Here is a 23,259-nt window from a genome sequence, read left to right on the forward strand (position 1 = left end):
GTCTCAGTGTTCGCGCGGCTTACCCAACCGATCCAGCAACGCCCCCAGCAGATCGATCGGCAGCGGAAACACGATCGTCGAATTCTTGTCCGCCGCGATCGTCGTCAGCGTCTGCAGGTAGCGCAGCTGCATCGCCTGCGGCTCCTGCGCGAGCTTTTGCGCGGCCTGCAGCAGCTTCTCGGACGCCTGCAGTTCGCCTTCCGCATGAATCACCTTCGCGCGCCGTTCGCGCTCGGCCTCGGCTTGCCGCGCGATCGCGCGCACCATCGTCTCGTTCAGGTCGACGTGCTTGATCTCGACCGTCGACACCTTGATCCCCCACGCGTCGGTCTGCGCGTCGAGCGTCTTCTGGATGTCGGCGTTGAGCTGTTCGCGCTCGGCCAGCAGCGCATCGAGCTCGTGCTTGCCGAGCACCGATCGCAGCGTCGTCTGCGACAGCTGGCTCGTCGCGTCGAAGAAGCGCGCGACCTGGATCACGGCCTTCTCCGGATCGACGACGCGGAAATACACGACCGCATTGACCTTCACCGACACGTTGTCGCGCGTGATCACGTCCTGCGGCGGCACGTCGAACACGACGGTGCGCAGGTCGATCCGCACGACCTGCTGGACGATCGGGATGATCAGCACGAGCCCCGGCCCCTTCACTTTCCAGAACCGGCCGAGCATGAACACGACGCCGCGCTCGTACTCGCGGAAGATGCGGATCGACGACGCGATGAGCACCACGACGAAGACGATCAGGACGCTGCTGAAGCCGAAGGTGTAGCCCATCATGTTGATGCTCCCTGGTGTTGTTGTTCTGGCGCGGGCACGTCGTAGAGCGGCGCGACGGTGAGCAGCAGGCCGTGGCGGCCGGTGACGCGTACGCGGCAGCCCGCGGCGAGCGGCACGCTGCTCGCGACGCGCCAGCGCTCGCCATGCACGCGCGCCCAGCCCGCGGCCGATGGCGCGGGGCCGGCCGCGCCGTATGGCTGGTCGGCGAGCAAACCGTCGTCGAGCACTTCGCCGATGCTGCCGACCATCGCTTCGGCGCCGGTCACGACCGGGCGCCGCCGCGCGCGCAGCGCGACGCTCGACACGCCGGCGACGAGCAGCCCGCCGCCGAGCGCAAGGCTCGCGATCACGGGCCACGGAATGCCGTAGCCGGGCACGTCGGTGTCGATCAGCATCAGCGCGCCGATCGTGAACGACACGATCCCGCCGAAACCGAGCACGCCGAAGGTCGGCAGGAACGCCTCGGCGACAAGGCAGCCGAGACCGAGCAGCACGAGGCCGAGGCCCGCATAGCTGATCGGCAGCAACTGCATCGCGAACAGCCCGACCAGCAGGCAGATCGTGCCGACGACGCCCGGCAGCACGAAGCCGGGGTTCGCGAATTCGAAGAACAGCCCGTAGATGCCGATCGTCAGCAGGATCAGCGCGACATTCGGATCGGTGATGATCGACAGGAAGCGGCTGCGCCAGTCGGGTTCGACCACGACGAGCGGCGCATGCGCGGTCGCGAGCCGCAGCGTGCCGGCGGTGGTCGTCGCGCTATGGCCGTCGAGCTGGCGCGCGAGGTCGGCCGGGTCCAGCGCGATCAGGTCGACGACGTGCTGCGCGCGCGCCTCGTTCGCCGACAGGCTGACGGCTTCGCGCACCGCGCGCTCAGCCCATTCGGCATTGCGCCCGCGCAACTGCGCGAGGCCGCGGATGTACGCGGCGGCGTCCTGGGTCGCCTTGCGGATTTCGGTCGACTGCGTGTCGTTCGGCAGTGCGACCGGCGTGGCGGGCGTAGCGGAAGGGTTCGATGCGCCCGAAGCGCCCGGCGGCCGCGGCGTAGCCGGGTTCGCGCCCGGCGCGCCGCCGCCGCCGATGCCGAACTGCACGGGTGACGCCGCGCCGAGATTGGTGCCGGGCGCCATTGCCGCGAAGTGGCTGGCATAGACGATGTAGGTGCCGGCGCTGGCGGCCCGCGCGCCGCCGGGCGCGACGAACGCGGCGACCGGCACCGGCGAGCCGAGGATGGCCTTGATGATCTGCCGCATCGACGTGTCGAGGCCGCCGGGCGTGTCGAGCTGCAGGATCGCGAGCGGCGCATGCTCGCGTGCCGCGCGTTCCAGCGAGCGAACGATGAAATCGGCGCTGGCCGGCCCGATCGCGCCGTTGATCGGAATCACGACGACGGGGGACGCGCCTGCCGGGGCAGCGGCGGGCGGCGGCGCGGCGACGGCCGCGCATACGACGAGCAGCGCCGCGAACAGCGCGGCGCGTGCGACCCGCGCGGACAGCGGGTGACGGGGGCGGCCGCCGGGCGCGGCAAGCGCCGGCGGCGGCTCATGACGGTGAAAGCGCATCGGGGCGTCCGGGCGGCGCGCGGCCGCGCGCCGCCTGGCTCGCGGAAAGGGCGTTGGCCCGATGCTTAAAGATTAGGCGGTTTCGGCGCAAAGCGCGAAACCCGGGCCGCCGCGGCCGATTTCAGACCGCGCCGCCGCCCCGTGCGAGCACCTCGTCGCGATAGTCGGCCGGACTGCGCCCGCTCCATTTGCGAAACGCGCGGTAGAACGCGCTCGGCTCCGCGAAACCGGTTGCAGCCGCGACGTCGGCGATCGTGCGCGCGGGGTCGGCCAGCGCCTCGAACGCGAGATCGCGCCGCAGCGTGTCCTTGATCGACTGGTACGCGTGGCCTTCCTGGTGCAGCTTGCGGCGCAGCGTGGCCTCGGCCACGTGCAGCCGCGCGGCCATCCCGCCCGCGCCCGGCCACGCGGCGGGCGGCATCCCGCGCAGCACCGCGCGCACGCGCTGCGCGAGCGCGTTCGGGTTGCGGTACTTGACGATGAAGCTCGCCGGCGCGTTGCGCAGGAACGTCTTCAGCGTCTTCGTGTTCTGCACGACCGGCAGCGTCGCGAATTCGGGTTCGAAATCGACATACGAATCGGGTTCGTTGAAGCGCATGTCGTCGCAGAACATCGACGGGTATTCGTGGTCGGCCGGCGGCGTGTCGCAGCGGAAGCTCGCATGCAGCAGCGGGATGCGCCGCCCGATCAGCCAGCAGGTGAGCCCGTAGACGATGATGAAATAGGTCGCGTACGTGAACATCGCGGGCGTCGTGCCGGTGTTGCGGTGCACGAAGCGCAGCCGCACGCGCTGCGGGTTCGCGTCGAGCTCCGCGTGCAGGTCGTCGAGCACGCAGTGCATGAAATTCACCGCGCGCGCCATCGCATGCAGCCCGTCGCGCGCGGACAGCGCGGCCTGGCTCATCGCGATGAAGCTGCCGCTGCGCATCGGGTGGCGATCCTGCCCGAAAAACTCGTCGTCGAGCGCGCGCGCGATCGCGTTCCACAGCGCGCCGTATTGCTGCGCGGACACGCGTGCGCGCGGCTGCCCGAGCAGCGCGGGCGCGATGCCGGCCTGCGCGAGCAGCGGCTCGGCCGCGACGCCGCGCCGGGTGGCGAGCGCGACGCTGTAAGCGACGAGGCTGATCGCGACGGTTCCCTTGTCTTCCTGCTTCATCGTGCCGCCGGTGTGGCAAAAACGCTCAGTGTAAATGAGCGACGCGAGCATCGAACAGTCGCGCGCGCTTGCCTACACTTGTTGCATCGAAACGCAAGGACGGTCGCGCCCGGCGGCCGCGGGAGACAGCAGCACCATGGACGAGCTTTACACCGAAGACCAGCGAATGATCCGCGACGCCGCGCGCGCTTTTGCCACCGAGGTGCTGGCGCCGAACGCCGCGCAGTGGGACCACGACGCGCAGCTGCCCGACGCCGTCGTCGCGCAGCTCGGCGAGCTCGGCCTGCTCGGGATGATCGTGCCGCAGGAGCTGGGCGGCTCGTATACCGACTACGTCGCGTATGCGCTGGCGATGGAGGAGATCGCCGCCGGCGACGCCGCGTGCGCGACGCTGATGAGCGTGCACAACTCGGTCGGCTGCGGGCCGATCCTCGGTTTCGGCACGCCGGCGCAGAAGGATCGCTGGCTGGCCGACATGGCGTGCGGCCGCGTGATCGGCGCGTTCTGCCTGACCGAGCCGCAGGCCGGCTCCGAGGCGAACAACCTGCGCACGCGCGCGGAGCTGCGCGACGGGAAATGGGTGCTGAACGGCGCGAAACAGTTCGTGACCAACGGCCAGCGTGCGGGTATCGCGATCGTTTTTGCCATGACCGACCCGGAGGCCGGCAAGCGCGGCATTTCCGCGTTCCTGGTGCCGACCGACACGCCAGGCTTCATCGTTGGCAAACCCGAGAAGAAGATGGGCATCCGCGCGTCGGATACGTGCCCGATCACGTTCGAGAATTGTGCGATTCCGGAAGAGAACCTGCTCGGCAATCGCGGCGAAGGGCTGAAGATTGCTTTGTCGAATCTCGAGGGCGGGCGCATCGGCATCGCCGCGCAGGCGCTCGGCATCGCGCGCGCGGCGTTCGACAAGGCGCGTCGTTATGCGGGCGAGCGCGTGCAGTTCGGCAAGCCGATCGCCGAGCATCAGGCAATCCAGCAGAAGCTCGCCGACATGGCCACGCAGATCAACGCCGCGCGCCTGCTCGTGCATCACGCGGCGAAGCTGCGCACGGCCGGGCTGCCGTGCCTGTCGGAGGCGTCGCAGGCGAAGCTGTTCGCGTCCGAGATGGCCGAGCGCGTGTGCACCGACGCGATCCAGATCCACGGCGGCTACGGCTACCTGGTCGATTACGAAGTCGAGCGCCACTATCGCGACGCGCGCATCACGCAGATTTACGAGGGCACCAGCGAAGTGCAGCGGATGGTGATCGCGCGGCAGCTGTGAGCCGTGCCGGCCGTTCCGGCGTCAGTATCACGAAGGGCACGAGGGCAGGGCGGTGAACGGCGGCACGCAACGACGTGACCGTGCGCCGCGCAAGAGGGAAGAATCGGGCATGTGCTGCAGCGCGTGCGCCGGTTGACCGCGAGGCATGGAGAATTGCCAGGGCATGGGACGAGAGTAAGCGCTAAAGCGCCAACTCTCGTCGACAGGAGACGACACGATGACGGTACAGGCATTCCTGGACGCACGCGACTTTCTGCTGCGCCATCGCACCGACTACGAAACCGCCTACCGCGATTTCGAGTGGCCGGTGCTCGATGCGTTCAACTGGGCGCTCGACTACTTCGACCCGATGGCGCGCGGCAATGATCAGCCCGCGCTGTGGATCGTCGACGCGGCGACCGGCACGGGTGATCCGTACTCGTTCGCGCAGATGTCCGAGCGCTCGTCGCGGATCGCGAACTGGTTGCGCTCGATCGGCGTCGTGCGCGGCGACCGGATCCTGCTGATGCTGCCGAACCGTGTCGAGCTGTGGGACGCGATGCTCGCCGCGATGAAGCTCGGCGCGATCGTGCTGCCCGCGACCACGCAACTGTCGCCCGACGACGTGCGCGACCGCGTGCAGATCGGCGGCGCGAAATACGCGATCGTCGACGAGAACGAAACCGCGAAATTCGAACAACCCGACCTCGGCCTCGCGCAGAAGATCGTCGCCGGCGCGCCGCGCGCGGGCTGGCTCGCGATGAACGACGGCTACGCGGCGAGCGCCGCGTTCGAGCCGGACGCCGTCACGCACGCGGGCGATCCGATGCTGCTGTACTTCACGTCGGGCACGACGTCGAAACCGAAGCTCGTCGAGCATACGCACCGCACCTATCCGGTCGGCCATCTGTCGACGATGTACTGGGTCGGCCTGCAGCCGGGCGACATCCACTGGAACATCAGCTCGCCGGGCTGGGCGAAGCACGCGTGGAGCTGCTTCTTCGCGCCGTGGAATGCGCAGGCATGCGTGTTCGCCTTCAACTACGCGCGCTTCGAGCCGAAGGTCGTGCTCGACGCGCTCGTCAAATACCAGGTGACGACGCTGTGCGCGCCGCCGACGGTGTGGCGCATGCTCGTCCAGCAGCCGCTCGCGTCGTTCGACGTGAAGCTGCGCGAGATCGTCGGCGCGGGCGAGCCGCTGAATCCCGAGATCATCGAACGCGTGAAGAAGGCGTGGGGCATCGCGATCCGCGACGGCTACGGCCAGACCGAGACGACCTGCCTGATCGGCAACTCGCCGGGCCAGCCGGTCGTCGCGGGCTCGATGGGCCGGCCGCTGCCCGGTTACCGCATCACACTGCTCGACCCGGATGGCGCGCCCGTCGAAGAGGGCGAGGTCGCGCTGCCGATCGGCGCCGACGTCACGCGCCCGGTCGGGCTGATGACCGGCTACGCGAACAATCCCGACGCGACGGCCTACGCGATGCGCGACGGCCACTACCGCACGTCGGACATCGCGATGCGCCGCGACGACGGTTATTACGTGTACATCGGCCGCGCGGACGACGTGTTCAAGTCGTCCGACTACCGGCTGAGCCCGTTCGAACTCGAGAGCGTGCTGATCGAGCATCCGGCGATCGCCGAGGCGGCCGTCGTGCCGAGCCCCGACCCCGTGCGGCTGTCGGTGCCGAAGACCTTCATCACGTTGCGGCAGGGCTACGAGGAAAGCCCGGCGCTCGCGCTGGAGATCTTCCGTTTCTCGCGGGAGAAACTCGCGCCGTACAAGCGCATCCGCCGCCTGCAGTTCGCGGAACTGCCGAAGACGATCTCGGGGAAGATCCGCCGCGTCGAGCTGCGCCGCCGCGAGATCGAGCGCGGCGACGACGTAACCGCGCGGATGCCCGGCGAATACTGGGAAGAGGATTTCGCCGCCGAATTGAAATGACCGACCGCGGGCCGCGCGCCGCATGCCGCGGCCGTCGCCGGCAGTCGAATTGAACCGAACCGGCCGCCGCGCGGGATTCCGCATCGCGGCCTTCTGCAAGGAGATGGGATCGATGAACGCGAATCCGACGCCCCGTACGGGGCAAGACGTGCCGACGGTCAAGCTGCTGATCGACGGTGCCTTCGTCGAGTCCGCCACGAGCGAGTGGCGCGACATCGTCAACCCGGCGACGCAGCAGGTGCTCGCGCGCGTGCCGTTCGCGACCGTCGCCGAAGTCGACGCGGCCGTGCAGGCCGCGCACGCCGCCTATGCGACGTGGAAGAACACGCCGATCGCCGCGCGCATGCGCATCATGCTGAAGTTCCAGGATCTCGTGCGCACGAACCAGCAGCGCATCGCGAAGACGCTGACGGCCGAGCAGGGCAAGACGATTCCCGATGCCGAAGGCGACATCTTCCGCGGCCTCGAAGTGGTCGAGCACGCGTGCTCGATCGGCTCGCTGCAGCTCGGCGAATTCGCGGAGAACGTCGCGGGCGGCGTCGACACCTACACGCTGCGCCAGCCGCTCGGCGTGTGCGCCGGCATCACGCCGTTCAACTTCCCCGCAATGATTCCGCTGTGGATGTTCCCGATGGCGATCGTGTGCGGCAACACGTTCGTGCTGAAGCCGTCGGAGCAGGACCCGATGTCGACGATGGAGCTCGTCGAGCTCGCGATCGAGGCCGGCGTACCCAAAGGTGTGCTGAACGTCGTGCACGGCGGCAAGGAAGTCGTCGACGCGATCTGCACGCATCCGCTCGTGAAGGCGATCTCGTTCGTCGGCTCGACCGCCGTCGGCACGCACGTGTACAACCTCGGCAGCGCGCACGGCAAGCGCGTGCAGTCGATGATGGGCGCAAAGAATCACGCGGTGGTGCTGCCCGATGCGAACCGCGAGCAGACGATCAATGCGCTCGTCGGTGCCGGCTTCGGTGCGGCAGGGCAGCGCTGCATGGCGACGTCGGTGGCGGTGCTGGTCGGCGAAGCGCGCGACTGGCTGCCCGATCTCGTCGCGAAGGCGAAGCTTCTGAAGGTGAATGCGGGCGCGGAAGCCGGTACCGACGTCGGCCCGGTCGTATCGAAGACCGCGAAGGAACGCATCCTGTCGCTGATCGAAGCGGGTGTGAAGGAAGGCGCGAAGCTCGATCTCGATGGCCGCGGCGTGGCGGTGCCCGGCTACGAGCATGGCAATTTCATCGGCCCGACGATCTTCTCCGGCGTGAATACCGACATGTCGGTCTACACGCATGAAATCTTCGGCCCGGTGCTGGTCGTGCTCGAAGCCGACACGCTCGACGACGCGATCGCGCTCGTCAACGCGAACCCGTTCGGCAACGGCGTGGGGCTGTTCACGCAGAGCGGCGCGGCCGCGCGCAAGTTCCAGAGCGAGATCGACATCGGCCAGGTCGGCATCAACATCCCGATTCCGGTGCCCGTGCCGTTCTTCAGCTTCACCGGTTCGCGCGGCTCGAAGCTCGGCGATCTCGGCCCGTACGGCAAGCAGGTCGTGCAGTTCTACACGCAGACGAAGACGGTCACCGCGCGCTGGTTCGACGACGACACGACGGCCGGCCCGGTGAACACGACGATCCGGCTGCATTGAGCCGGGAGGACACGAAAATGAAAATCGGTTTTATCGGCCTCGGCCACATGGGCGCGCCGATGGCGCTGAACCTGCTGAAAGCGGGCCATGAAGTGCACGCGTTCGACCTCAGCGCGGACGCATTGCGCGCGTTGCAGGACGCCGGCGCGCAGGTGGCGGCGTCGCCGCGCGACGCGGCAGCGGGCGCGACGTTCGTGATCACGATGCTGCCGGCCGCGCCGCATGTGCGTTCGGTGCTGTCCGGCGAGAACGGCGTGCTGGCCGGCCTTGGCGCGGGCGCGACCGTGATCGATTCGAGCACGATCGACCCGGCGAGCGCGCAGGCGTTCGGTGCGCTGGTGCGCGAGCACGGCGGCGCGTTCGTCGATGCGCCGGTATCGGGCGGCACCGGTGGTGCGGCGGCCGGCACGCTGACCTTCATGGTCGGCGGCAGCGATGCCGATTTCGAGCGCGTGAAGCCCGTGCTCGCGGGCATGGGCAAGAACATCGTCCATTGCGGCGCGACCGGCATGGGGCAGGTCGCGAAGGTCTGCAACAACCTCGTGCTCGGCATCTCGATGGCGGCCGTGTCGGAAGCGATGTCGCTCGGCGTTGCGCTCGGCATCGATCCGAAGGTGCTGGCCGGCATCGTCAACACGTCGACGGGCCGCTGCTGGAGCTCGGACACCTACAACCCGTATCCGGGCGTGATCGACACCGCGCCGTCGTCGCGCGGCTACTCGGGCGGTTTCGGCACCGACCTGATGCTGAAGGATCTCGGCCTCGCGAACGACGCCGCGAAGCAGGCGCGCCAGCCCGTCTATCTCGGCGCGCTCGCGCAGCAGCTGTACCAGACGATGAGCAGCCGCGGCGACGGGCAGCTCGATTTCTCGGCGGTGATCCGCCTGTACCAACCGGCAACGAAGAAGGACGCGTGATGATCGAACTGGACTACGTCGACGACGGCGCGATCGCGTGCGCGACGCTCAAGCGTCCGCCCGCGAATGCCTTTACCGCCGACGGCCTGCAGCAACTGCAGGAAACCGTCGCCGAACTGAATGCGAACCCGCGCGTGCGCGCGCTGGTGATCACTGGCGACGGCCCGAAGTTCTTCAGCGCGGGCGCCGATCTCAACACGTTCGCCGACGGCGATCGCGCGGTCGCGCGTGCGATGGCGTCGCGCTTCGGCGCGGCGTTCGAGGCGCTGCCCGATGCGCGCGTCGTGACGATCGCGGCGATCAACGGTTATGCGATGGGTGGCGGCCTCGAATGCGCGCTCGCGTGCGACCTGCGGATCGCCGAGACGCATGCGCAGATGGCGCTGCCCGAGCCGTCGGTCGGCCTGCTGCCGTGCGGGCTCGGCACGCAGACGCTGCCCTGGCTTGTCGGCGAAGGCTGGGCGAAGAAGATCATCCTGACCGGCGCGCGCGTCGACGCGGCGACGGCGCTCCGGATCGGCCTCGTCGAGGACGTGGTCGACAGCGGCACGGCGCGCGACGCGGCGCTGGCTCTGGCGCGCAACGTCGCGCGACAGAGCCCGCACGCGGTCGCATACAGCAAGGAGCTGATCGGCCTCGCACGCCGCGGTGTGCCGCGCGGCGCGGCGCTCGCGGTCGAGCGCGAACGCTTCGTCGACCTGTTCGACACGAACGATCCGCGCGAAGGCGTGGCCGCGTTTCTCGGCAAGCGCGCGCCGCAGTGGCACACCGACGGAGAACCGCAACGATGAGTACGCCGGTCACGACTCACGTCACCGTCACGGAACCCGCATCCGACGTGCTGTTCCGCGTGGTGAACCGCGTGGCGCTGATCACGCTGAACCGGCCGGCCGCGCTCAACGCGCTGTCGTACGCGATGATCGGCGAGCTGGCCGCGCTCCTCGAGCGCTGCCGTCACGACGACCAGATCGTCGCGGTCGTGCTGCGCGGCGCGGGCGAGAAGGGCTTCTGCGCGGGCGGCGACGTGCGCGCGCTATACCGGATGGTCGCGCAGCGCGAGACCTGGCTGCCGTTCTTCGTCGACGAATACCGGCTCGACTACGCGATCCACACGTTCCCGAAGCCGGTGGTCGCGCTGATGGACGGCGTGACGATGGGCGGCGGCATGGGGCTCGCGCAGGGCGCGGCGCTGCGGGTCGCGACCGAGCGCAGCAAGATCGCGATGCCCGAGACGCGCATCGGTCTCGTGCCGGATGTCGGCGCGACGCATTTCCTGTCGCGCATGCCGGTCGAGCTCGAGCTGTACGTGGGGCTGACCGGCGCGATGCTGTCGGGTGCCGACGCGCTGAGCGCGAAGCTCGCGGACTTGTGCGTGCCGTCTGCGTGGCTCGACACGTTCGAGACGCGCATCGAGTCCGTCAAGTGGGACGGCGATGCGTTGCCGGCGCTGCGCAAGGTGTTCGAGCCGCCGTGCAACGTCGTGCCGCATGCGGCGCTCGATAGCCAGATGCCGTGGATCGTCCGTCACTTCGACAAGCGCTCGACCGTCGAGCGGATCGTCGCGACGCTGACGCAGGATCTCGCACGCGACGAGCTGACGCGCGAGCACCGTCAATGGCTGCAGGCGACGCTCGATGCGCTGTCCGGCCATTCGCCGACGATGTTGTCCGTCACGCGCGAGGCGCTGCTGCGCGGCCGCCAGATGACGCTGGCCGAATCGTTCCGGATGGAGCTCGGCATCGTCGCGCGCGCGATCGAGGAAGGCGACTTCTGCGAGGGCGTGCGCGCGCATCTCGTCGACAAGGATCGCAAGCCGCGCTGGGCGCCCGCGTCGCTCGTCGAGGTGCGCGCCGAACGCGTGCGGCATTTCCTGACGTCGCCGTGGAAGTTGTTCGCGCATCCGCTCGTCGATCTCGGCGGGGCGTGATGGCCCGACGCGCCGTGCGGCGCGTCGGTTTCATCTCCTCTCATTTCACTTCTTCGCGGCGCTCGATCATCGGCGGCACCGCCTGCGCGAGCGCGTCGATCACGCAGCGCGTCTTGCGCGGCAGGTAGCGCGTCTTCGGCCAGATCGCGTGGATGTCGCCTTCGCAGACGAAGCAGCGGTCGAGCACGACCGCCATCTCGCCGCGCTGCACGTAGTGGTCGAGCAGCCAGCTCGGCAGCCATGCGATCCCGAACCCCGACGCGCCGGCCGCCGCGATCGCCTGTACGTCGTCGAAACTCAGCTGATGCTGCATGTCGACGCGCACCGTCGAGCCGTCCGGCGCGCGCAGGTCCCACGGCTGCGGCACGCCCGAGCGTGAATACGCGATCGTCCGGTGGTTCTTCAGATCGTCGAGCGACTTCGGCATCCCGTAGCGGGCGAGATACGACGGTGCCGCGCCGAGGCTGCCGTATTGGGTGCCGAGCCGCCGCACCGCGAGGCTCGTGCTGTCCGCGAGCGTACCGATCCGCACCGCGAGATCGATGCCTTCCTCGACGAGATCGACGAAGCGGTCGGTGATCGACACGTCGATCCGCAGGTGTGGATAGGTGCGTGCGAGGTCGAGCACGATGGGCGTCACGCAGTGGTGCCCGAACGCGAGCGGCACACTCAGCCGCAGCTTGCCGCGCGCCTCGTTGCGGCCGCAGTCGAGATCGGCTTCGGCCGCTTCCAGTTCCGACAGCGCGCGCACGCAGCGGTCGTAATACGCCTGGCCGTCGTCGGTCAGGCTCTGGCTGCGCGTCGTGCGCTGCAGCAGCCGCGCGCCGAGGCGTTTCTCGAGCCGCGCGATCGCCTTGCCGACCGCCGAACGCGTCATGTCGAGCCGCTCCGCGGCGAGCGCGAAGCTGCCCGATTCCACCACCTGGACGAAGGTCGTCACGCCGTCGAGTCTGTCGGTCATCGCAAGTCTGTGCTGATTGGGTCCTGTGATTCCTCAGTTCCGAGAAATGCGTGCGTCAATGGGGAGGGAAATTCTCACTATAGTACCGATTCCCGTTCAGCGTGCGTTGCCGGCCGCACGCAGCGAACCCCTCTCACTGGAGGCGCGCGGCCTGTCGCCGGGCCGCGGCGCAATACGCATGACGCTATCCGACTCCCGCAGGAATGCGGTCGCACTCGCGGCCGTCTGTCTCACGTCGCTGATGTTCGGCCTCGAAATCTCGAGCGTGCCGGTGATCCTGCCGACGCTCGAACACGTGCTGCACGGCGATTTCAACGGCATGCAGTGGATCATGAATGCGTACACGATCGCGTGCACGACGGTGCTGATGGCGGCCGGCACGCTCGCGGACCGGTTCGGCCGCAAGCGCGTGTACGTGATCGGCACCGTGCTGTTCGGCGCGACGTCGCTGCTGTGCGGGCTCGCGCCGAACGTGCCGGTGCTCGTCGCAGGCCGGCTGCTGCAGGGCGCCAGCGGCGGCGCGATGCTGATCTGCCAGATTGCCGTGCTGTCGCACCAGTTCCGCGAGGGCCGCGAGCGCGGCCGTGCGTTCGGGATCTGGGGGATCGTGTTCGGGATCGGGCTCGGCTTCGGGCCGATCGTCGGCGGCGCGATCGTCGCGCTGGCAAGCTGGCCGTGGGTGTTCCTCGTCCATGCGCCGCTCGCGGCGATCGCGCTCGCGCTGATCGGCGGCGCGGTGCAGGAATCGCGCGATCCGCATGCGGGCACGCTCGACGTCGCGGGCATCGTCACGCTGTCGCTCGCGGTGCTCGGCCTCGCGTTCTACATCACGCAGAGCGCGGCGCTCGGGCTGACGAGCGCGGCCGGCCTCGGCGTGCTTGGCGCGACCGTGCTGGCGCTCGTGGGCTTCTTCGTCGCGGAACGCGCGAGCGCGCGGCCGATGTTCGACTTCTCCGTGTTCCGGATCCGCGCGTTCACCGGCGCGATCTTCGGTTCGATGGGGATGAACTTCAGCTTCTGGCCGTTCATGATCTACCTGCCGATCTGGTTCCAGGTCGCGCTCGGCTACGACAGCGTGACGGCTGGCCTCGCGCTGCTCGCGTACACGCTGCCGACGCTGGTCGCGCCGCCGTTCGGCGAGCGGCTCGCGCTGCGCTACGGGCCGGGCGTCGTGATCCCGGGCGGGCTGTTCACGATCGCGGCCGGCTTCGCGCTGATGCGGCTCGGCAGCGCGGCCGATCACGCCAGCTGGCTCACGATGCTGCCCGGCTGCGTGATCGCCGGCATCGGGCTCGGGCTTACGAATACGCCCGTCACCAACACGACGACGGGTGCGGTACCGAGTTCGCGGGCTGGAATGGCATCGGGTATCGACATGAGCGCGCGGATGATCTCGCTCGCGCTGAATATCGCGGCGATGGGCTTCGTGCTGGTCGCGGGGATCGTCGCGAGCCTGAAGGCCGGTGTCGCGGGCACGATCGGCGACGCGGCGTTGCGCCGGCTCGCGCAGGAGATCGCGTCGGGCCGCACCGACGGGCTGCAGCAGATCGCACCGGCGCTCGCGCAGGCCGACCCGACCGGCGCGGCGCTGCACGCGGCGCTCGTGCACGGGTTCGGCTGGGTGATGGTGTACGGCGCGGTGGGCGTGGCCGTGCTCGCGACCGCGAGCGCGGTGGCGTTTGCGCCGGCGCGGCGTGGGGCGACCGTGTGCGAATGAGGTGCCCTGACCGGCGCGCTTGCCCGCCGGTCAGGACGTTCCGCCGCCGAGCGCGCGATAGAGCGTCATCTGGTTGTTGAGCCGGTTCAGACGCGTCAGTTCGTCGGCACTCTGCGCGTTCCTCAGTACCTGCTGCTGGTCGAGCCACGGCTGCACGGCGGTCGCGCCGGCCGCGAACCGCGCGGCGGCCAGCTGCTCCGCGCGCTGCGCCTGCGCCAGCGACAGCGCGCGCTGCTCGGCCTCGCGTTCGAGCTGTACGCGCGCCGACAACGCATTCTCGACTTCCGCAAGCGCGGTGTAGAGCCGCTGGCGGAACCCGACCACCGCTTCCTCGTATTGCGACTTCGACACCTTGATCTGCAGCTGCATCGTGTTCCACTGGATGAACGGCAAAACGAGGCCGAGCCCGAGCGTGCCGACCGGATTTGCGAGCACGCGCTCGAGGCTCGTGCTCGACGTGCCGGCGCTGCCGGTGAGCGTGAAGGTCGGGTAGAAGCTCGTGCGCGTCGCGTCGACCTGCGCGAGCGATTCGCGCAGCCGGAATTCCGCCGCACGCAGGTCGGGGCGCCGGCCGAGCAGGCTGGCCGGCAGCCCGGCCGCCACTTCCGGCGGCGGCGCGTCGGGCAGCGCCGACGGTTCGGCGGCGAGCTGCTGCGGCGGCCGGTCGAACAGGATCGCGAGCGCGTGGCGGTTCTCGGTGCGCTGCTGGATCAGTTGCGTCTGCGCGGCGCGTTGCGCGGACAGGCTCTGTTCGGCCTGCGCGAGATCGAGCCCCGACACGGCGCCGGCCGTGTGCCGCGACCGGACGATCGCGAGCGTGCGTGCCGCATACGCGATGTTCGCGTCGCCGAGCGCGATCTGCCGGTTCAGATAGCCGATCTGCCAGTACAGCGATGCCGTCGTGCCGATCAGCGACAGCCGCGCGGCCTCGAGATCGGCGGCCGTCGCGTCGGCTTCCCAGCGCGCGGCGTCGCGCAGCGCGGCCAGCCGGCCCCACAGGTCGATTTCATAGCTCAGCGAACCGGTGACGCCGCTCGACCGGCTCATCTGGCGCGTATCGAGCGTGCGCGACACGGCGCCGTTCGCACCGAGCGACACGGTGGGCGTCAGGTTCGTATCGACGAGCCCGGCCTGCAGTTGCGCGCGATACACGCGGATCGCCGCGATCGAGAGGTCGTTGTTGGCGCGCAGCGCGTCGTCGATCAGCCGGTCGAGTTGCGGATCGCCGAAGCTGCGCCACCAGTCGCGCGTCGTGGCCGGCGCGTCGGCCGCGACCGGCGCCGCCCAGTTCGCGGGCATCGCGACGGCGGGCAGCGGTGCGTGGCGGGTGCCCGTGCAGCCGGCCAGCAGCGCGGCGGCACATACGAATGCGCTCAGGCGACGAAGCGGTGAGGAAAACGTCATGGCAGGGCTCCGTCAGTCGCGCGCGAGCGCATCGATCGGATCGAGCCGCGACGCGTTGCGTGCGGGCATGAAGCCGAATATCACACCGGTGAGCGTCGAGCAGACGAACGCCGTCACGATCGCGCCGGCGGAGAACACCATCTTCCATTGCGCGACGAACATCGAGAACACGGCGCCGAGCCCGAACGACAACGCGATGCCGATCGTGCCGCCGAGCAGGCAGACGAGCACGGCCTCGACGAGGAACTGCTGCAGGATGTCGGACTGGCGCGCGCCGACCGCCATCCGGATGCCGATTTCGCGCGTGCGCTCGGTGACCGACACGAGCATGATGTTCATCACGCCGATCCCGCCGACGACGAGCGAGATCACGGCGATCAGCGACAGCAGCAGCGTCAGCGACTGGCCGGTTTTCTCGACGGTCTTGACCACGCTGTCCATGTTGTACGTGAAGAAGTCCTTGCGGCCGTGGCGCTGCGTCATCAGTTTCTCGAGGCTTTTCTCGGCGGCGGCGCTCGGTTGCCCGTCGCGTACGCGCACGGTGATGCTGTCGAGATAGCGCTGGCCGAACAGGCGCCCGCTCGCGGTCGTGTACGGCACCCACACGTTCAGGCTCTTCACGCTGCCGAACGCGCTTTTCTTGTCGGCCGTGACGCCGATCACGACGCAAGGCACGTTGTCGACCAGGATCACTTCGCCGACCGGATTGCGCGTCGCGCCGAACAGCTTGCGGCGCGTGTTCTGGTCGATCACGGCGACCTGCGCCTGGCGGCGCACGGAATCTGCGTCGAACGCGACGCCCAGCGCGAAACGCATTCCGCGCGCCTGGAAGAAACGGTCGCCGACGCCGCTCACGAGCGCGTTGACGTCGATGTTGCGGTAGCGCAGCAGCAGCGTGCGCGACGTTTCGGGCGTCGCGCTGTCGACGTACGGCTGCTCGGTGAGCGCGGCGACGTCGGCGGGCACGAGCGTCTGGATCGTGTCGGCGCGGCTGTCGCCCCAGTCGGTGCCCGGATAGATGTTGATCGTGTTCGTGCCGATGCTGCCGATCTCGTCGAGCATGTAGCGCTTCGCGCCTTCGCCGATCGCGACGATCGACACGACCGACGTGATGCCGATGATGATGCCGAGCATCGTCAGCAGCGTGCGCAGCCGGTGCGACACGAGCGCGATCCACGCCATCCGGCAGGCTTCGGCGAAACGGCCGGTGCCGGCCGCGAAGCGGCGCGTGCGCGTGCCGGTTTCGGCGTCGGCGGGCGGTGGCGTGTCGTGGCTTTCGCCTGCGGACGGCGTGCCGTCCGTCGCATCGTCCGCGCCGCTGCCGGCTTCAGCGAGGGCTTCCGCATAGTGGCGATTCGGCCGGTCGGCGACGATCTCGCCGTCGCTGATCTCGATGATGCGCCGCGCGTGGCGTGCAACGTCCTTGTCGTGCGTGACGATGACGATCGTATGGCCGAGCGCGTTCAGCTCGTGCAGGATGCGGATCACGTCCTGGCCGCTTTTCGTGTCGAGCGCGCCGGTCGGTTCGTCGGCGAGGATCACCTGGCCGCCGTTCATCAGCGCGCGCGCAATGCTCACGCGCTGCTGCTGGCCGCCGGACAGTTGCCCGGGCCGGTGGTGCGCGCGATCCGCGAGCCCGAGGCGCGCGAGCAGCTCGCGTGCGCGTTCGTGCCGCGCCGAGCGCGTGGTGCCCGCATAGATCGCGGGCATTTCGAGGTTCGCGACCGCGTCGACGTGCGGCAGCAGGTGATAGCGCTGGAACACGAAGCCGAAGTGCTCGCGGCGCAGTTGCGCGAGCTCGTCGCTGTCGAGCATGTGCGTGTCGCGTCCGCCGACGGTGTAGGTGCCTTCGCTCGGATGATCGAGGCAGCCGAGGATGTTCATCAGCGTCGACTTGCCGGAACCGGACGCGCCGACGATCGCGACGATCTCGCCCGCGTGGATCGACAGGTTGACGTTGTTCAGGACGACGACGTCCTTGTCGCCGGCCGGAAAGCGCCGCGTGACGCTCGAGAGTTTCAGCAGGGGCTGGCTCATCGTCACACCACGTCCGCCAGCGGTGCGTGTTCGTCCGTGGCGGTTTCGCCGATCACGACACGCTCGCTGTCCTTCAGGCCGGCCAGCACTTCGACGCGCACGTTGTTGTTGATGCCGATGCGAACGTTGCGCGTTTCCGTGCTGCCGTCGGCGCGCAGCACGCGTACCGCATAGGTGCCGTCCTTGTGCTTCTCGCCGAGCGCGGCGGCCGGGATGCTGAGCGCATTGCGTGCGTTGCCGAGCACGATGCTGATCTGCGCGGTCATCGAGATGCGCAGCCGATGCTCGGGATTCGGCACTTCGAACAGCGCGTTGTAGAACACGGCGGCGTTCGGCTTCGAGCCGCCGCCCGCGCCGCCGCCGAGCGCGCTCTGCGCGTCGGCGAAGTTCTGCGGCGCCGGCTCGATCGCGCGCAGCTTGCCGTAGTGGCGCTTGTCCGGTTCGCCGAGGATCGTGAAATACGCGGTCTGGCCGGCACTCACGCGGATCACGTCGGCTTCCGACACTTGCGCCTTCACGGTCATCGTGTCGAGATCCGCGAGCTTCAGGATCACCGGCGCCTGCTGCTGCGCGATCACGGTCTGGCCTTCCTGCGTGACGATCGCGACGACTTCGCCGTCGATCGGCGCGACGATGCGCGTGTAGCCGAGGTTGGCCTGCGCGGTTTCGATCTGGATGCGGGCCGAGCGGATCTGCGCGGCGAGCGACGAGAGGGTCGCGCGCTGAACGTCGAGCGTCGCGCGCGCGGCCTCGAACGATTCGCGCGACGTCGCATCGTCGGGCAGCATCGCCTGCTGGCGCCGGAATGCGAGTTCCGCCTGCGTCAGTTGCGCGGCGGTCGATTGCTGCTGCGCGCGCAGGCTTTCTTCGCTGGCGCGCGCCTGGCGCAGCGCGTTTTCCGAGATCACCGGATCGATTTCGGCGAGCCACTGGCCCTTCGCGACCTTGTCACCAAGCTTCACCTTCAGCGTCTTCAACTGCCCCGATACCTGCGCGCCGACGTCGACCTGTTTGAACGCCTGCAGCGCGCCGGTCGCGAGCACCGCGTTCTCGAGATCGCCGCGCGTGACGGGCGCGGACAGGTACTGCGGATGCTTGTCGGGTGCGCAGGCTTTCAGCGTGACACCGACGGCGATCGCGACGACGGCGAGGGAAGCCAGCACGATGCGCCGGCGGCGATGGGTCTTCTGGATCATGAGAGCGCAGCGAGGATGAAGCGGGCGCCGGCGATGCGTGCGGCCGACCGGGACGATCCGGTCGGCGTCGCATGTCGAGCGCGTTGCCCGCGACGGAATCCGCGTACGCATCGCGCGGGCGTGCCGATTCGAATCAGGCGCTCATGGTAAGCGAGGAATTCACGACAAATCGTGTAGAAATTGTGCTGAATTGTGCGAATGCCGTGCCGGCGCGGGGAGGCGACGGCGTCATTGTTGCGATCGGTGAAGTCTGCGGACGAGGGCCCGCGCGTGTGCCGCGCTCCGCGTTACCGCTGCGCGGCAACGATCGCCATCATTGGCCGGTCGCGTTCCTCGTCGAGCGTGGGCATCGCTGCGACCTGTTCCGGCGTCGGCCCCCATTCGTCCAGGTGCGTGAGCGTGAAGCCGTTGCCGATCAGCAGGTTCACGAGCGTGCCGAGCGTGCGGTGCTGCTTGACGACGCCCGGCGCGAGCCAGTCGGTCACACGTTCGCCTTCGCGCTGGTAGCCGTCGAGCGGCCAGCACCGGTTGCCCTGCGCATCGACGACGAAGCCGGGCCGGCGCGGCGCCGTGTAGACCGGATGCTCGATCGAGAACACGAGCCGTCCGCCCGGCACGAGCGCGCGATGGATCGTGCGCAGCAGCGTGTCGAGGTGTGCGATGTAGTGGAACGCGAGCGAGCTGTACGCGAGATCGAACGCGGCATCCGGCAGCGCGAGCGTTTCGAGGTCGGCGCGGCGGTACGTGATCGCCGGGTGCGATGCGATCGACGCCGCGCGTTCGAGCATGCGTTCGGACACGTCGACGCCGAGCACGCTCGCCGCGCCCTGGTCGGCTGCCCAGCGGCTGAACCACCCGTAGCCGCAACCGAGATCGAGGACGTTGCGGCCACGCAGGTCCGGCAGCAGCGCACGCAGCGCGGGCCATTCGGGCGCGCCGTCGAGGCCGTGGACCGAGCGGTTCAGGCGGCTGTAGCCTTCGAAGAAGGCCGGGTCATCGTAGATATTTTGCGTCATGCGGAAGGCCTCGGGCGAGCAGGGCGCGCGGTGCCGCGCGCCCGACATCGCGAGCTTACGCGGGGTGCCTGTCTGCGTCGATCCTGCGTTGCGTATCGGCGTCGACGATATCGCGGATCGCACTGAACAGCGGCGCGGCGTCGGTATAGCGCCGGCCGTAGCCGAGATTGAACGCGTAGTCGAAATCGGGCGGATTGCTGCCCTGGTTGTGCTGCAGAATCGTTTCCAGCTTGTCGAGCGCCTTCGCCGCGCGCGCTTCCGGCGACGCGGCCGCCTCGTATTCGTCCCACAGCGCGACGATCTCGTCGCGCAGCACGCGATCGAGCGGCGCCGTCAGCGTCAGCAGATCATCGCGTTCTTGCGCGCTTTTGTCGGGGTGCGCGGCCTGCTCGATCGCGGGGATGTCGCCGTGCAGCGCTTCGCCGAGATCGTGGACGACGCACAGCTTCAGCAGCTTCAGCGTGTCGATGCCGGGCAGTGCGTCGGCGAACACGAGTGCCATCAGGCATAGCCGCCAGCTGTGCTCGGCCGTGCTTTCCGCGCGTCCGGCCGACGTGTGGCCGCTGCGCAGCACATCCTTCAGGCGTTCGGCTTCGCGCAGGAAAGCGAGCCGCGCGTGGATCGTATCGGGGTTCATGATCGGCGTCCTTGCGATGAGCAGGCAAGCGTAAGCCGGCCGCGCGCAATGCGTCCACGCATGAAATATGCGCGGCGCGCTACAGCGTTTCGACGAGCCGCGCGGCCGAACCATCCGACAGCGTCATCCGCGTCCAGCGGCACAGGCTGCCGCGGATCGGCACGACGCGCGACGCATTCGCGCCGGTGTCGAACTCGACGCTCGGCGGCCCCGCGCGGTCGTGCCAGCCGAGCGTGTCGAGCGCGGCTTCCATGCGAACGATCTCCGGCGTCGCGTAGCGCCACAGCGACGTGCCTAGCAGCATCGGCAACGGCTGCGAGAACTCGGCCGCGCGCGCGGGGGAAGACGCGAGCAGGCGGTGCGTGAGGTCGCACACGAGGTGCATGCGGCCCGCGCTGCCCGCGATGAGCCGCGCAAGCGCGTGGTCGCCCGCGGAGTCGAGGCGTGCGGCGAGCAGCCGCTCGGCCGTCGCGCGCTCGTCGGGCGACATCTGCTGGATGCCGGCCTCCCAGCGCGAGATCGTCGATTGCGCGACGCCGAACAACTCGGCGGCGTGGCTCTGCTTCACGCGGTGCAGCAGGCGCCAGCGCTTCAGTTGCGGGCCGAGCGGGGGCGTGTGAAGCGGTGATGCGGTCATGGCGATGCTCCGTTCGATACGGCCGTCGCGCTGACGTGCGCGTTCCGCCGGCTACGGATGGAAGTGGAACCCGCCTTGCGCTTCGAGCACGACGAGCGCGACGGGAACCAGGACGACGCCGCCCAGCACGAGCACGCCGTCGGCGGCCACCGTGACCGGCGTGGCGAGAATCCGCAGCCCCATGCCGAGGGCGGACGGCGATTGCTTGACGTAAATCGAGTATGGCCGGTTGAACGGCTGCGTGGCCGCCTTGTCCTGCGCGGCGAAGCCTTCCGTCGAATAGCGCTTGCCGCCGATGTCGCCTTCGAGCACGAGCCCGGCCGGCGCACTGGTGAATCCGTCGGCGGCAGCGGCCTGTCGATCGTCGTCCGATGCATCCTTCGGCAAGACGATCCGGTAGTGGCCGGTGACGCTGCCGCCGCTCGCATGAAAGCCGATAAACGTCGTGCGCAGCGATGTCCGATAGCCGGACTGCAGCACCGGCCGCAATTGGGCCGGCAGGTCGAAGATGTAGTGGTAGCGCGTGCCCAGGACGACCAGCTTTTTGCCGTCCTTGGTAATCATGAATCCGGACACGTCCTCGCTGTACGCGTCGTCCTCGTACAGCTTCGGCGTGAAACAGCCCGACAGCGCGACGCAACTCGCGGCCAAACCGGCGGCCAGCAGGCGCCGGCGTGTGATCGATACGTTCATGTTTGTTGTAGTCCCGTCTGGTGCGGTTCAGAGGCTTTCGCCCTCGGAAGCCGGATTCTCGCGTATCCGCCGTGCATTGTCGAACGGGAAATCTGCCACGGCAGCATTACCGATTGCACCGTATCAGGCGCCGCAGGCCCGCCGAAAACGTTTTCTTCAGGCTTTCAACCGGCTCCGCCATATCTTATTATTCGGCGAGAGCGGCACACGCCGGCCGCCATCGGTCATGTGGATGGCATGACGCGCCGGCCCGTATTGCCGCCTGCCGGCCGATGCGTGGCACGACGCGCGGTCGACACGACAGGAAACGCGAGGCCGCACGTTTCCCGAAAAATGACACGAGGGCGCGATGGTACGACTGATCCTGCTGCTGCTGGGCATCGAATATCTGCGCACCCGCTGGCGCGGGCTGACCGTGCTCGGCTGGCTGTGGGTCGTCGCCGGCGTCGTCATCTTCGTCGACGCGCTTGACGGCGCGCTGCATTTCCCGATCGACCTGTTTGCATGGCTGTTCCTGATCGAGGGGCTCGCGACGCTCGCGGTGGCCGGCAGCGGCGTCGGCGGGCAGCGCATCCTGCGCTACGTGAAGGGGATCGTGGTCGTGGTGGCCGCGGGGCTCGTGTTCGCGGGGCATCACCACGGCCACTTCCTGCTGTCGATGATCTTCGGCACGCTGTTCCTCGTCGACGGGCTGCTGCAGTGCACATCCGCATGGATGGTGCGCTATCGCCGCTGGAACGTCGCGTTCGCGTGGGGTGTGGTCGAGATCCTGCTGGCCGTGTTCTTCTTCCAGCCGTACCCGACGCACTACGTGGGTACCGTGCCGTACTGCCTCGGACTGCTGCTGATATTCGGCGGGATGCACATGCTGAGTCTCGCCGCGCGCGTGCGGCGGCTCACGCGCAATCCCGCATTCGCGACGTCGCCCGCGCCGGCGCTCGCGCCCGACCTCGACGATGCGCGCGACCGGCCGCGTTTCGCGCAATCGGAATGGGACGGCCCGCCGGCCGACGGCGAGCACGCGCTCACCGTGCACGTGTGGACGCCGGCGGGCACGTCGAAGGCCGAAGCGCAGCGCTATCCGGTGATCGACCGCTACATCGCGGCGGTGGACGTCAACGGCGTGATCTCGACCGGACATGCGGCGCTCGAGTCGCCGGAGGGCATCTACATCAGCCTGTATCCGGGTGTCGAGATCGATCGTTCTCCGGACGAATTCACACGTATCCTGCGCGCAACCCGTGAAAACGACGTGCCGGGCCTGTTCCAGCCCGACTACGCGACCGAGTCGAACGCGTGGTGCCCGTCCACCGTGCGCGTGCGCATCCGCAACTACGATCCGGCGAAGCTGGACGCATTCTGGTCGTCGTACCGGCAGAACGTGACGTACAACCTCACGTACCGCAACTGCTCGAGCACCGTGTCGAACGCGCTCGAAGCGGCGCTCGACGGCGCGGTGTGGCGGCTCAAGGGCAAGGGTGCCGGATGGGGCGCGTTCGTGCGGCTGCTGCTCACGCCCGAGCTGTGGGTTGCCGCGCAGATCCGCAAGCGCGCGGTGACGATGGCATGGACGCCCGGGCTCACGCTCGACTATGCGCGCGCGCTCAGCATGCTCGCCGACCCGCGGCCGTTCGCGTGGTGGAAGGTTGCACGCTCGGCGGTGAAGGCGATCATGGCGTCACGCCGCGCGTGGCGCGAGCAGGACAGCGCGGCGCTGTCGTCCGGCGGATCGGAGGCGGCGTCGATGAAGTGATCGCGTGGCGCCGGACGAGGGCCCGGCGCCGCA

General features: G+C 68.9%; 19 protein-coding genes. 8 read left to right on the forward strand and 11 right to left on the reverse strand.

All coding sequences use genetic code 11. The features are described 5' to 3' along the window. Positions 1–3: 3 nt before the first annotated feature. The 3 genes from H3H55_RS20530 to H3H55_RS20540 all read right to left on the reverse strand — a co-directional run bounded on the left by H3H55_RS20530 (position 4) and on the right by H3H55_RS20540 (position 3,495). Complete coding sequence (locus H3H55_RS20530) at positions 4–777, reverse strand: slipin family protein (protein ID WP_193099974.1); 774 nt, start codon at positions 775–777, stop codon at positions 4–6. Beyond that, positions 774–2,339, reverse strand: coding sequence for an NfeD family protein (locus H3H55_RS20535; protein ID WP_193099975.1), 1,566 nt, complete (start codon positions 2,337–2,339; stop codon positions 774–776). Before H3H55_RS20535 ends, H3H55_RS20530 begins: the two co-directional genes overlap by 4 nt. Positions 2,340–2,460: 121 nt before the next feature. Continuing rightward, positions 2,461–3,495, reverse strand: coding sequence for an AraC family transcriptional regulator (locus tag H3H55_RS20540; protein ID WP_193099976.1), 1,035 nt, complete (start codon positions 3,493–3,495; stop codon positions 2,461–2,463). Between the two features lie 136 nt (positions 3,496–3,631). Between H3H55_RS20540 and H3H55_RS20545 the strand changes: the two genes are divergently transcribed. From H3H55_RS20545 to H3H55_RS20570, 6 genes are all read left to right on the forward strand, one after another. After that, positions 3,632–4,765: an acyl-CoA dehydrogenase family protein gene (locus tag H3H55_RS20545; RefSeq protein ID WP_193099977.1), complete on the forward strand. Its 1,134-nt coding sequence runs from the start codon at positions 3,632–3,634 to the stop codon at positions 4,763–4,765. A 217-nt stretch (positions 4,766–4,982) separates the two neighbouring features. Next, positions 4,983–6,689: an AMP-binding protein gene (locus H3H55_RS20550; protein WP_193099978.1), complete on the forward strand. Its 1,707-nt coding sequence runs from the start codon at positions 4,983–4,985 to the stop codon at positions 6,687–6,689. 112 nt (positions 6,690–6,801) lie between these two features. Continuing rightward, positions 6,802–8,331 carry a CoA-acylating methylmalonate-semialdehyde dehydrogenase gene (locus H3H55_RS20555; RefSeq protein WP_193099979.1) on the forward strand — a complete coding sequence of 510 codons (1,530 nt, stop codon included), beginning with the start codon at positions 6,802–6,804 and terminating at the stop codon, positions 8,329–8,331. Between the two features lie 17 nt (positions 8,332–8,348). Next, positions 8,349–9,248 (forward strand): 3-hydroxyisobutyrate dehydrogenase, encoded by a 900-nt coding sequence (mmsB, locus tag H3H55_RS20560; RefSeq protein WP_193099980.1) that lies wholly within the window; start codon positions 8,349–8,351, stop codon positions 9,246–9,248. Further along, entirely contained in the window at positions 9,248–10,039 is a 792-nt protein-coding gene (locus H3H55_RS20565; RefSeq protein ID WP_193099981.1) for an enoyl-CoA hydratase, read from the forward strand. Before mmsB ends, H3H55_RS20565 begins: the two co-directional genes overlap by 1 nt. Further along, on the forward strand, positions 10,036–11,175 hold the full coding sequence (locus H3H55_RS20570) for an enoyl-CoA hydratase/isomerase family protein (protein WP_193099982.1): 1,140 nt from the start codon (positions 10,036–10,038) through the stop codon (positions 11,173–11,175). The genes H3H55_RS20565 and H3H55_RS20570 overlap by 4 nt, the downstream gene beginning before the upstream one ends. 40 nt (positions 11,176–11,215) lie before the next feature. Here H3H55_RS20570 and H3H55_RS20575 read toward each other — a convergent pair whose 3' ends face one another. Next, positions 11,216–12,136, reverse strand: coding sequence for a LysR family transcriptional regulator (locus H3H55_RS20575; protein ID WP_193099983.1), 921 nt, complete (start codon positions 12,134–12,136; stop codon positions 11,216–11,218). A gap of 178 nt (positions 12,137–12,314) precedes the next feature. Here H3H55_RS20575 and H3H55_RS20580 point away from each other — a divergent pair, with 178 nt between their 5' ends. Beyond that, positions 12,315–13,853 carry an MFS transporter gene (locus H3H55_RS20580; protein WP_193099984.1) on the forward strand — a complete coding sequence of 513 codons (1,539 nt, stop codon included), beginning with the start codon at positions 12,315–12,317 and terminating at the stop codon, positions 13,851–13,853. 30 nt (positions 13,854–13,883) lie between these two features. On the opposite strand, the gene H3H55_RS20585 is transcribed toward H3H55_RS20580, so the two are convergent. The 7 genes from H3H55_RS20585 to H3H55_RS20615 form a co-directional block, all read right to left on the reverse strand. Beyond that, positions 13,884–15,257, reverse strand: coding sequence for an efflux transporter outer membrane subunit (locus tag H3H55_RS20585; RefSeq protein WP_193099985.1), 1,374 nt, complete (start codon positions 15,255–15,257; stop codon positions 13,884–13,886). A gap of 12 nt (positions 15,258–15,269) precedes the next feature. Next, positions 15,270–17,294, reverse strand: a complete 2,025-nt coding sequence (locus H3H55_RS20590) for a MacB family efflux pump subunit (RefSeq protein WP_193099986.1) — start codon at positions 17,292–17,294, stop codon at positions 15,270–15,272. A 2-nt stretch (positions 17,295–17,296) separates the two neighbouring features. Further along, positions 17,297–18,490, reverse strand: coding sequence for an efflux RND transporter periplasmic adaptor subunit (locus tag H3H55_RS20595; protein ID WP_193099987.1), 1,194 nt, complete (start codon positions 18,488–18,490; stop codon positions 17,297–17,299). Positions 18,491–18,777: 287 nt separating this feature from the next. After that, a complete protein-coding gene (locus tag H3H55_RS20600; RefSeq protein ID WP_193099988.1) occupies positions 18,778–19,506 on the reverse strand; it encodes a class I SAM-dependent methyltransferase in 729 nt (242 codons plus the stop codon). Between the two features lie 55 nt (positions 19,507–19,561). Then, a complete protein-coding gene (locus tag H3H55_RS20605) occupies positions 19,562–20,143 on the reverse strand; it encodes an HD domain-containing protein (protein WP_193099989.1) in 582 nt (193 codons plus the stop codon). Between the two features lie 79 nt (positions 20,144–20,222). Next, positions 20,223–20,780: a helix-turn-helix domain-containing protein gene (locus H3H55_RS20610; RefSeq protein ID WP_193099990.1), complete on the reverse strand. Its 558-nt coding sequence runs from the start codon at positions 20,778–20,780 to the stop codon at positions 20,223–20,225. Positions 20,781–20,831: 51 nt separating this feature from the next. Next, positions 20,832–21,473 carry a hypothetical protein gene (locus tag H3H55_RS20615; protein WP_193099991.1) on the reverse strand — a complete coding sequence of 214 codons (642 nt, stop codon included), beginning with the start codon at positions 21,471–21,473 and terminating at the stop codon, positions 20,832–20,834. A gap of 349 nt (positions 21,474–21,822) precedes the next feature. On the opposite strand from H3H55_RS20615, the gene H3H55_RS20620 reads away from it, so the two are divergent. Beyond that, positions 21,823–23,226 carry an HdeD family acid-resistance protein gene (locus tag H3H55_RS20620; protein ID WP_193099992.1) on the forward strand — a complete coding sequence of 468 codons (1,404 nt, stop codon included), beginning with the start codon at positions 21,823–21,825 and terminating at the stop codon, positions 23,224–23,226. Positions 23,227–23,259: the final 33 nt, after the last annotated feature.

The sequence above is a fragment of the Burkholderia sp. Z1 genome, from assembly GCF_014893795.1.
GTDB classification, from domain to species: Bacteria; Pseudomonadota; Gammaproteobacteria; order Burkholderiales; family Burkholderiaceae; genus Burkholderia; species Burkholderia theae.

What these genes read in the sequence shown, in the direction of transcription:
- H3H55_RS20530 (WP_193099974.1), bottom strand. Translation starts at nt 777, where the DNA reads ATGATGGGCTACACCTTCGGCTTCAGCAGCGTCCTGATCGTCTTCGTC.
- H3H55_RS20535 (WP_193099975.1), bottom strand. Translation starts at nt 2,339, where the DNA reads ATGCGCTTTCACCGTCATGAGCCGCCGCCGGCGCTTGCCGCGCCCGGC.
- H3H55_RS20540 (WP_193099976.1), bottom strand. Translation starts at nt 3,495, where the DNA reads ATGAAGCAGGAAGACAAGGGAACCGTCGCGATCAGCCTCGTCGCTTAC.
- H3H55_RS20545 (WP_193099977.1), top strand. Translation starts at nt 3,632, where the DNA reads ATGGACGAGCTTTACACCGAAGACCAGCGAATGATCCGCGACGCCGCG.
- H3H55_RS20550 (WP_193099978.1), top strand. Translation starts at nt 4,983, where the DNA reads ATGACGGTACAGGCATTCCTGGACGCACGCGACTTTCTGCTGCGCCAT.
- H3H55_RS20555 (WP_193099979.1), top strand. Translation starts at nt 6,802, where the DNA reads ATGAACGCGAATCCGACGCCCCGTACGGGGCAAGACGTGCCGACGGTC.
- mmsB (WP_193099980.1), top strand. Translation starts at nt 8,349, where the DNA reads ATGAAAATCGGTTTTATCGGCCTCGGCCACATGGGCGCGCCGATGGCG.
- H3H55_RS20565 (WP_193099981.1), top strand. Translation starts at nt 9,248, where the DNA reads ATGATCGAACTGGACTACGTCGACGACGGCGCGATCGCGTGCGCGACG.
- H3H55_RS20570 (WP_193099982.1), top strand. Translation starts at nt 10,036, where the DNA reads ATGAGTACGCCGGTCACGACTCACGTCACCGTCACGGAACCCGCATCC.
- H3H55_RS20575 (WP_193099983.1), bottom strand. Translation starts at nt 12,136, where the DNA reads ATGACCGACAGACTCGACGGCGTGACGACCTTCGTCCAGGTGGTGGAA.
- H3H55_RS20580 (WP_193099984.1), top strand. Translation starts at nt 12,315, where the DNA reads ATGACGCTATCCGACTCCCGCAGGAATGCGGTCGCACTCGCGGCCGTC.
- H3H55_RS20585 (WP_193099985.1), bottom strand. Translation starts at nt 15,257, where the DNA reads ATGACGTTTTCCTCACCGCTTCGTCGCCTGAGCGCATTCGTATGTGCC.
- H3H55_RS20590 (WP_193099986.1), bottom strand. Translation starts at nt 17,294, where the DNA reads ATGAGCCAGCCCCTGCTGAAACTCTCGAGCGTCACGCGGCGCTTTCCG.
- H3H55_RS20595 (WP_193099987.1), bottom strand. Translation starts at nt 18,490, where the DNA reads ATGATCCAGAAGACCCATCGCCGCCGGCGCATCGTGCTGGCTTCCCTC.
- H3H55_RS20600 (WP_193099988.1), bottom strand. Translation starts at nt 19,506, where the DNA reads ATGACGCAAAATATCTACGATGACCCGGCCTTCTTCGAAGGCTACAGC.
- H3H55_RS20605 (WP_193099989.1), bottom strand. Translation starts at nt 20,143, where the DNA reads ATGAACCCCGATACGATCCACGCGCGGCTCGCTTTCCTGCGCGAAGCC.
- H3H55_RS20610 (WP_193099990.1), bottom strand. Translation starts at nt 20,780, where the DNA reads ATGACCGCATCACCGCTTCACACGCCCCCGCTCGGCCCGCAACTGAAG.
- H3H55_RS20615 (WP_193099991.1), bottom strand. Translation starts at nt 21,473, where the DNA reads ATGAACGTATCGATCACACGCCGGCGCCTGCTGGCCGCCGGTTTGGCC.
- H3H55_RS20620 (WP_193099992.1), top strand. Translation starts at nt 21,823, where the DNA reads ATGGTACGACTGATCCTGCTGCTGCTGGGCATCGAATATCTGCGCACC.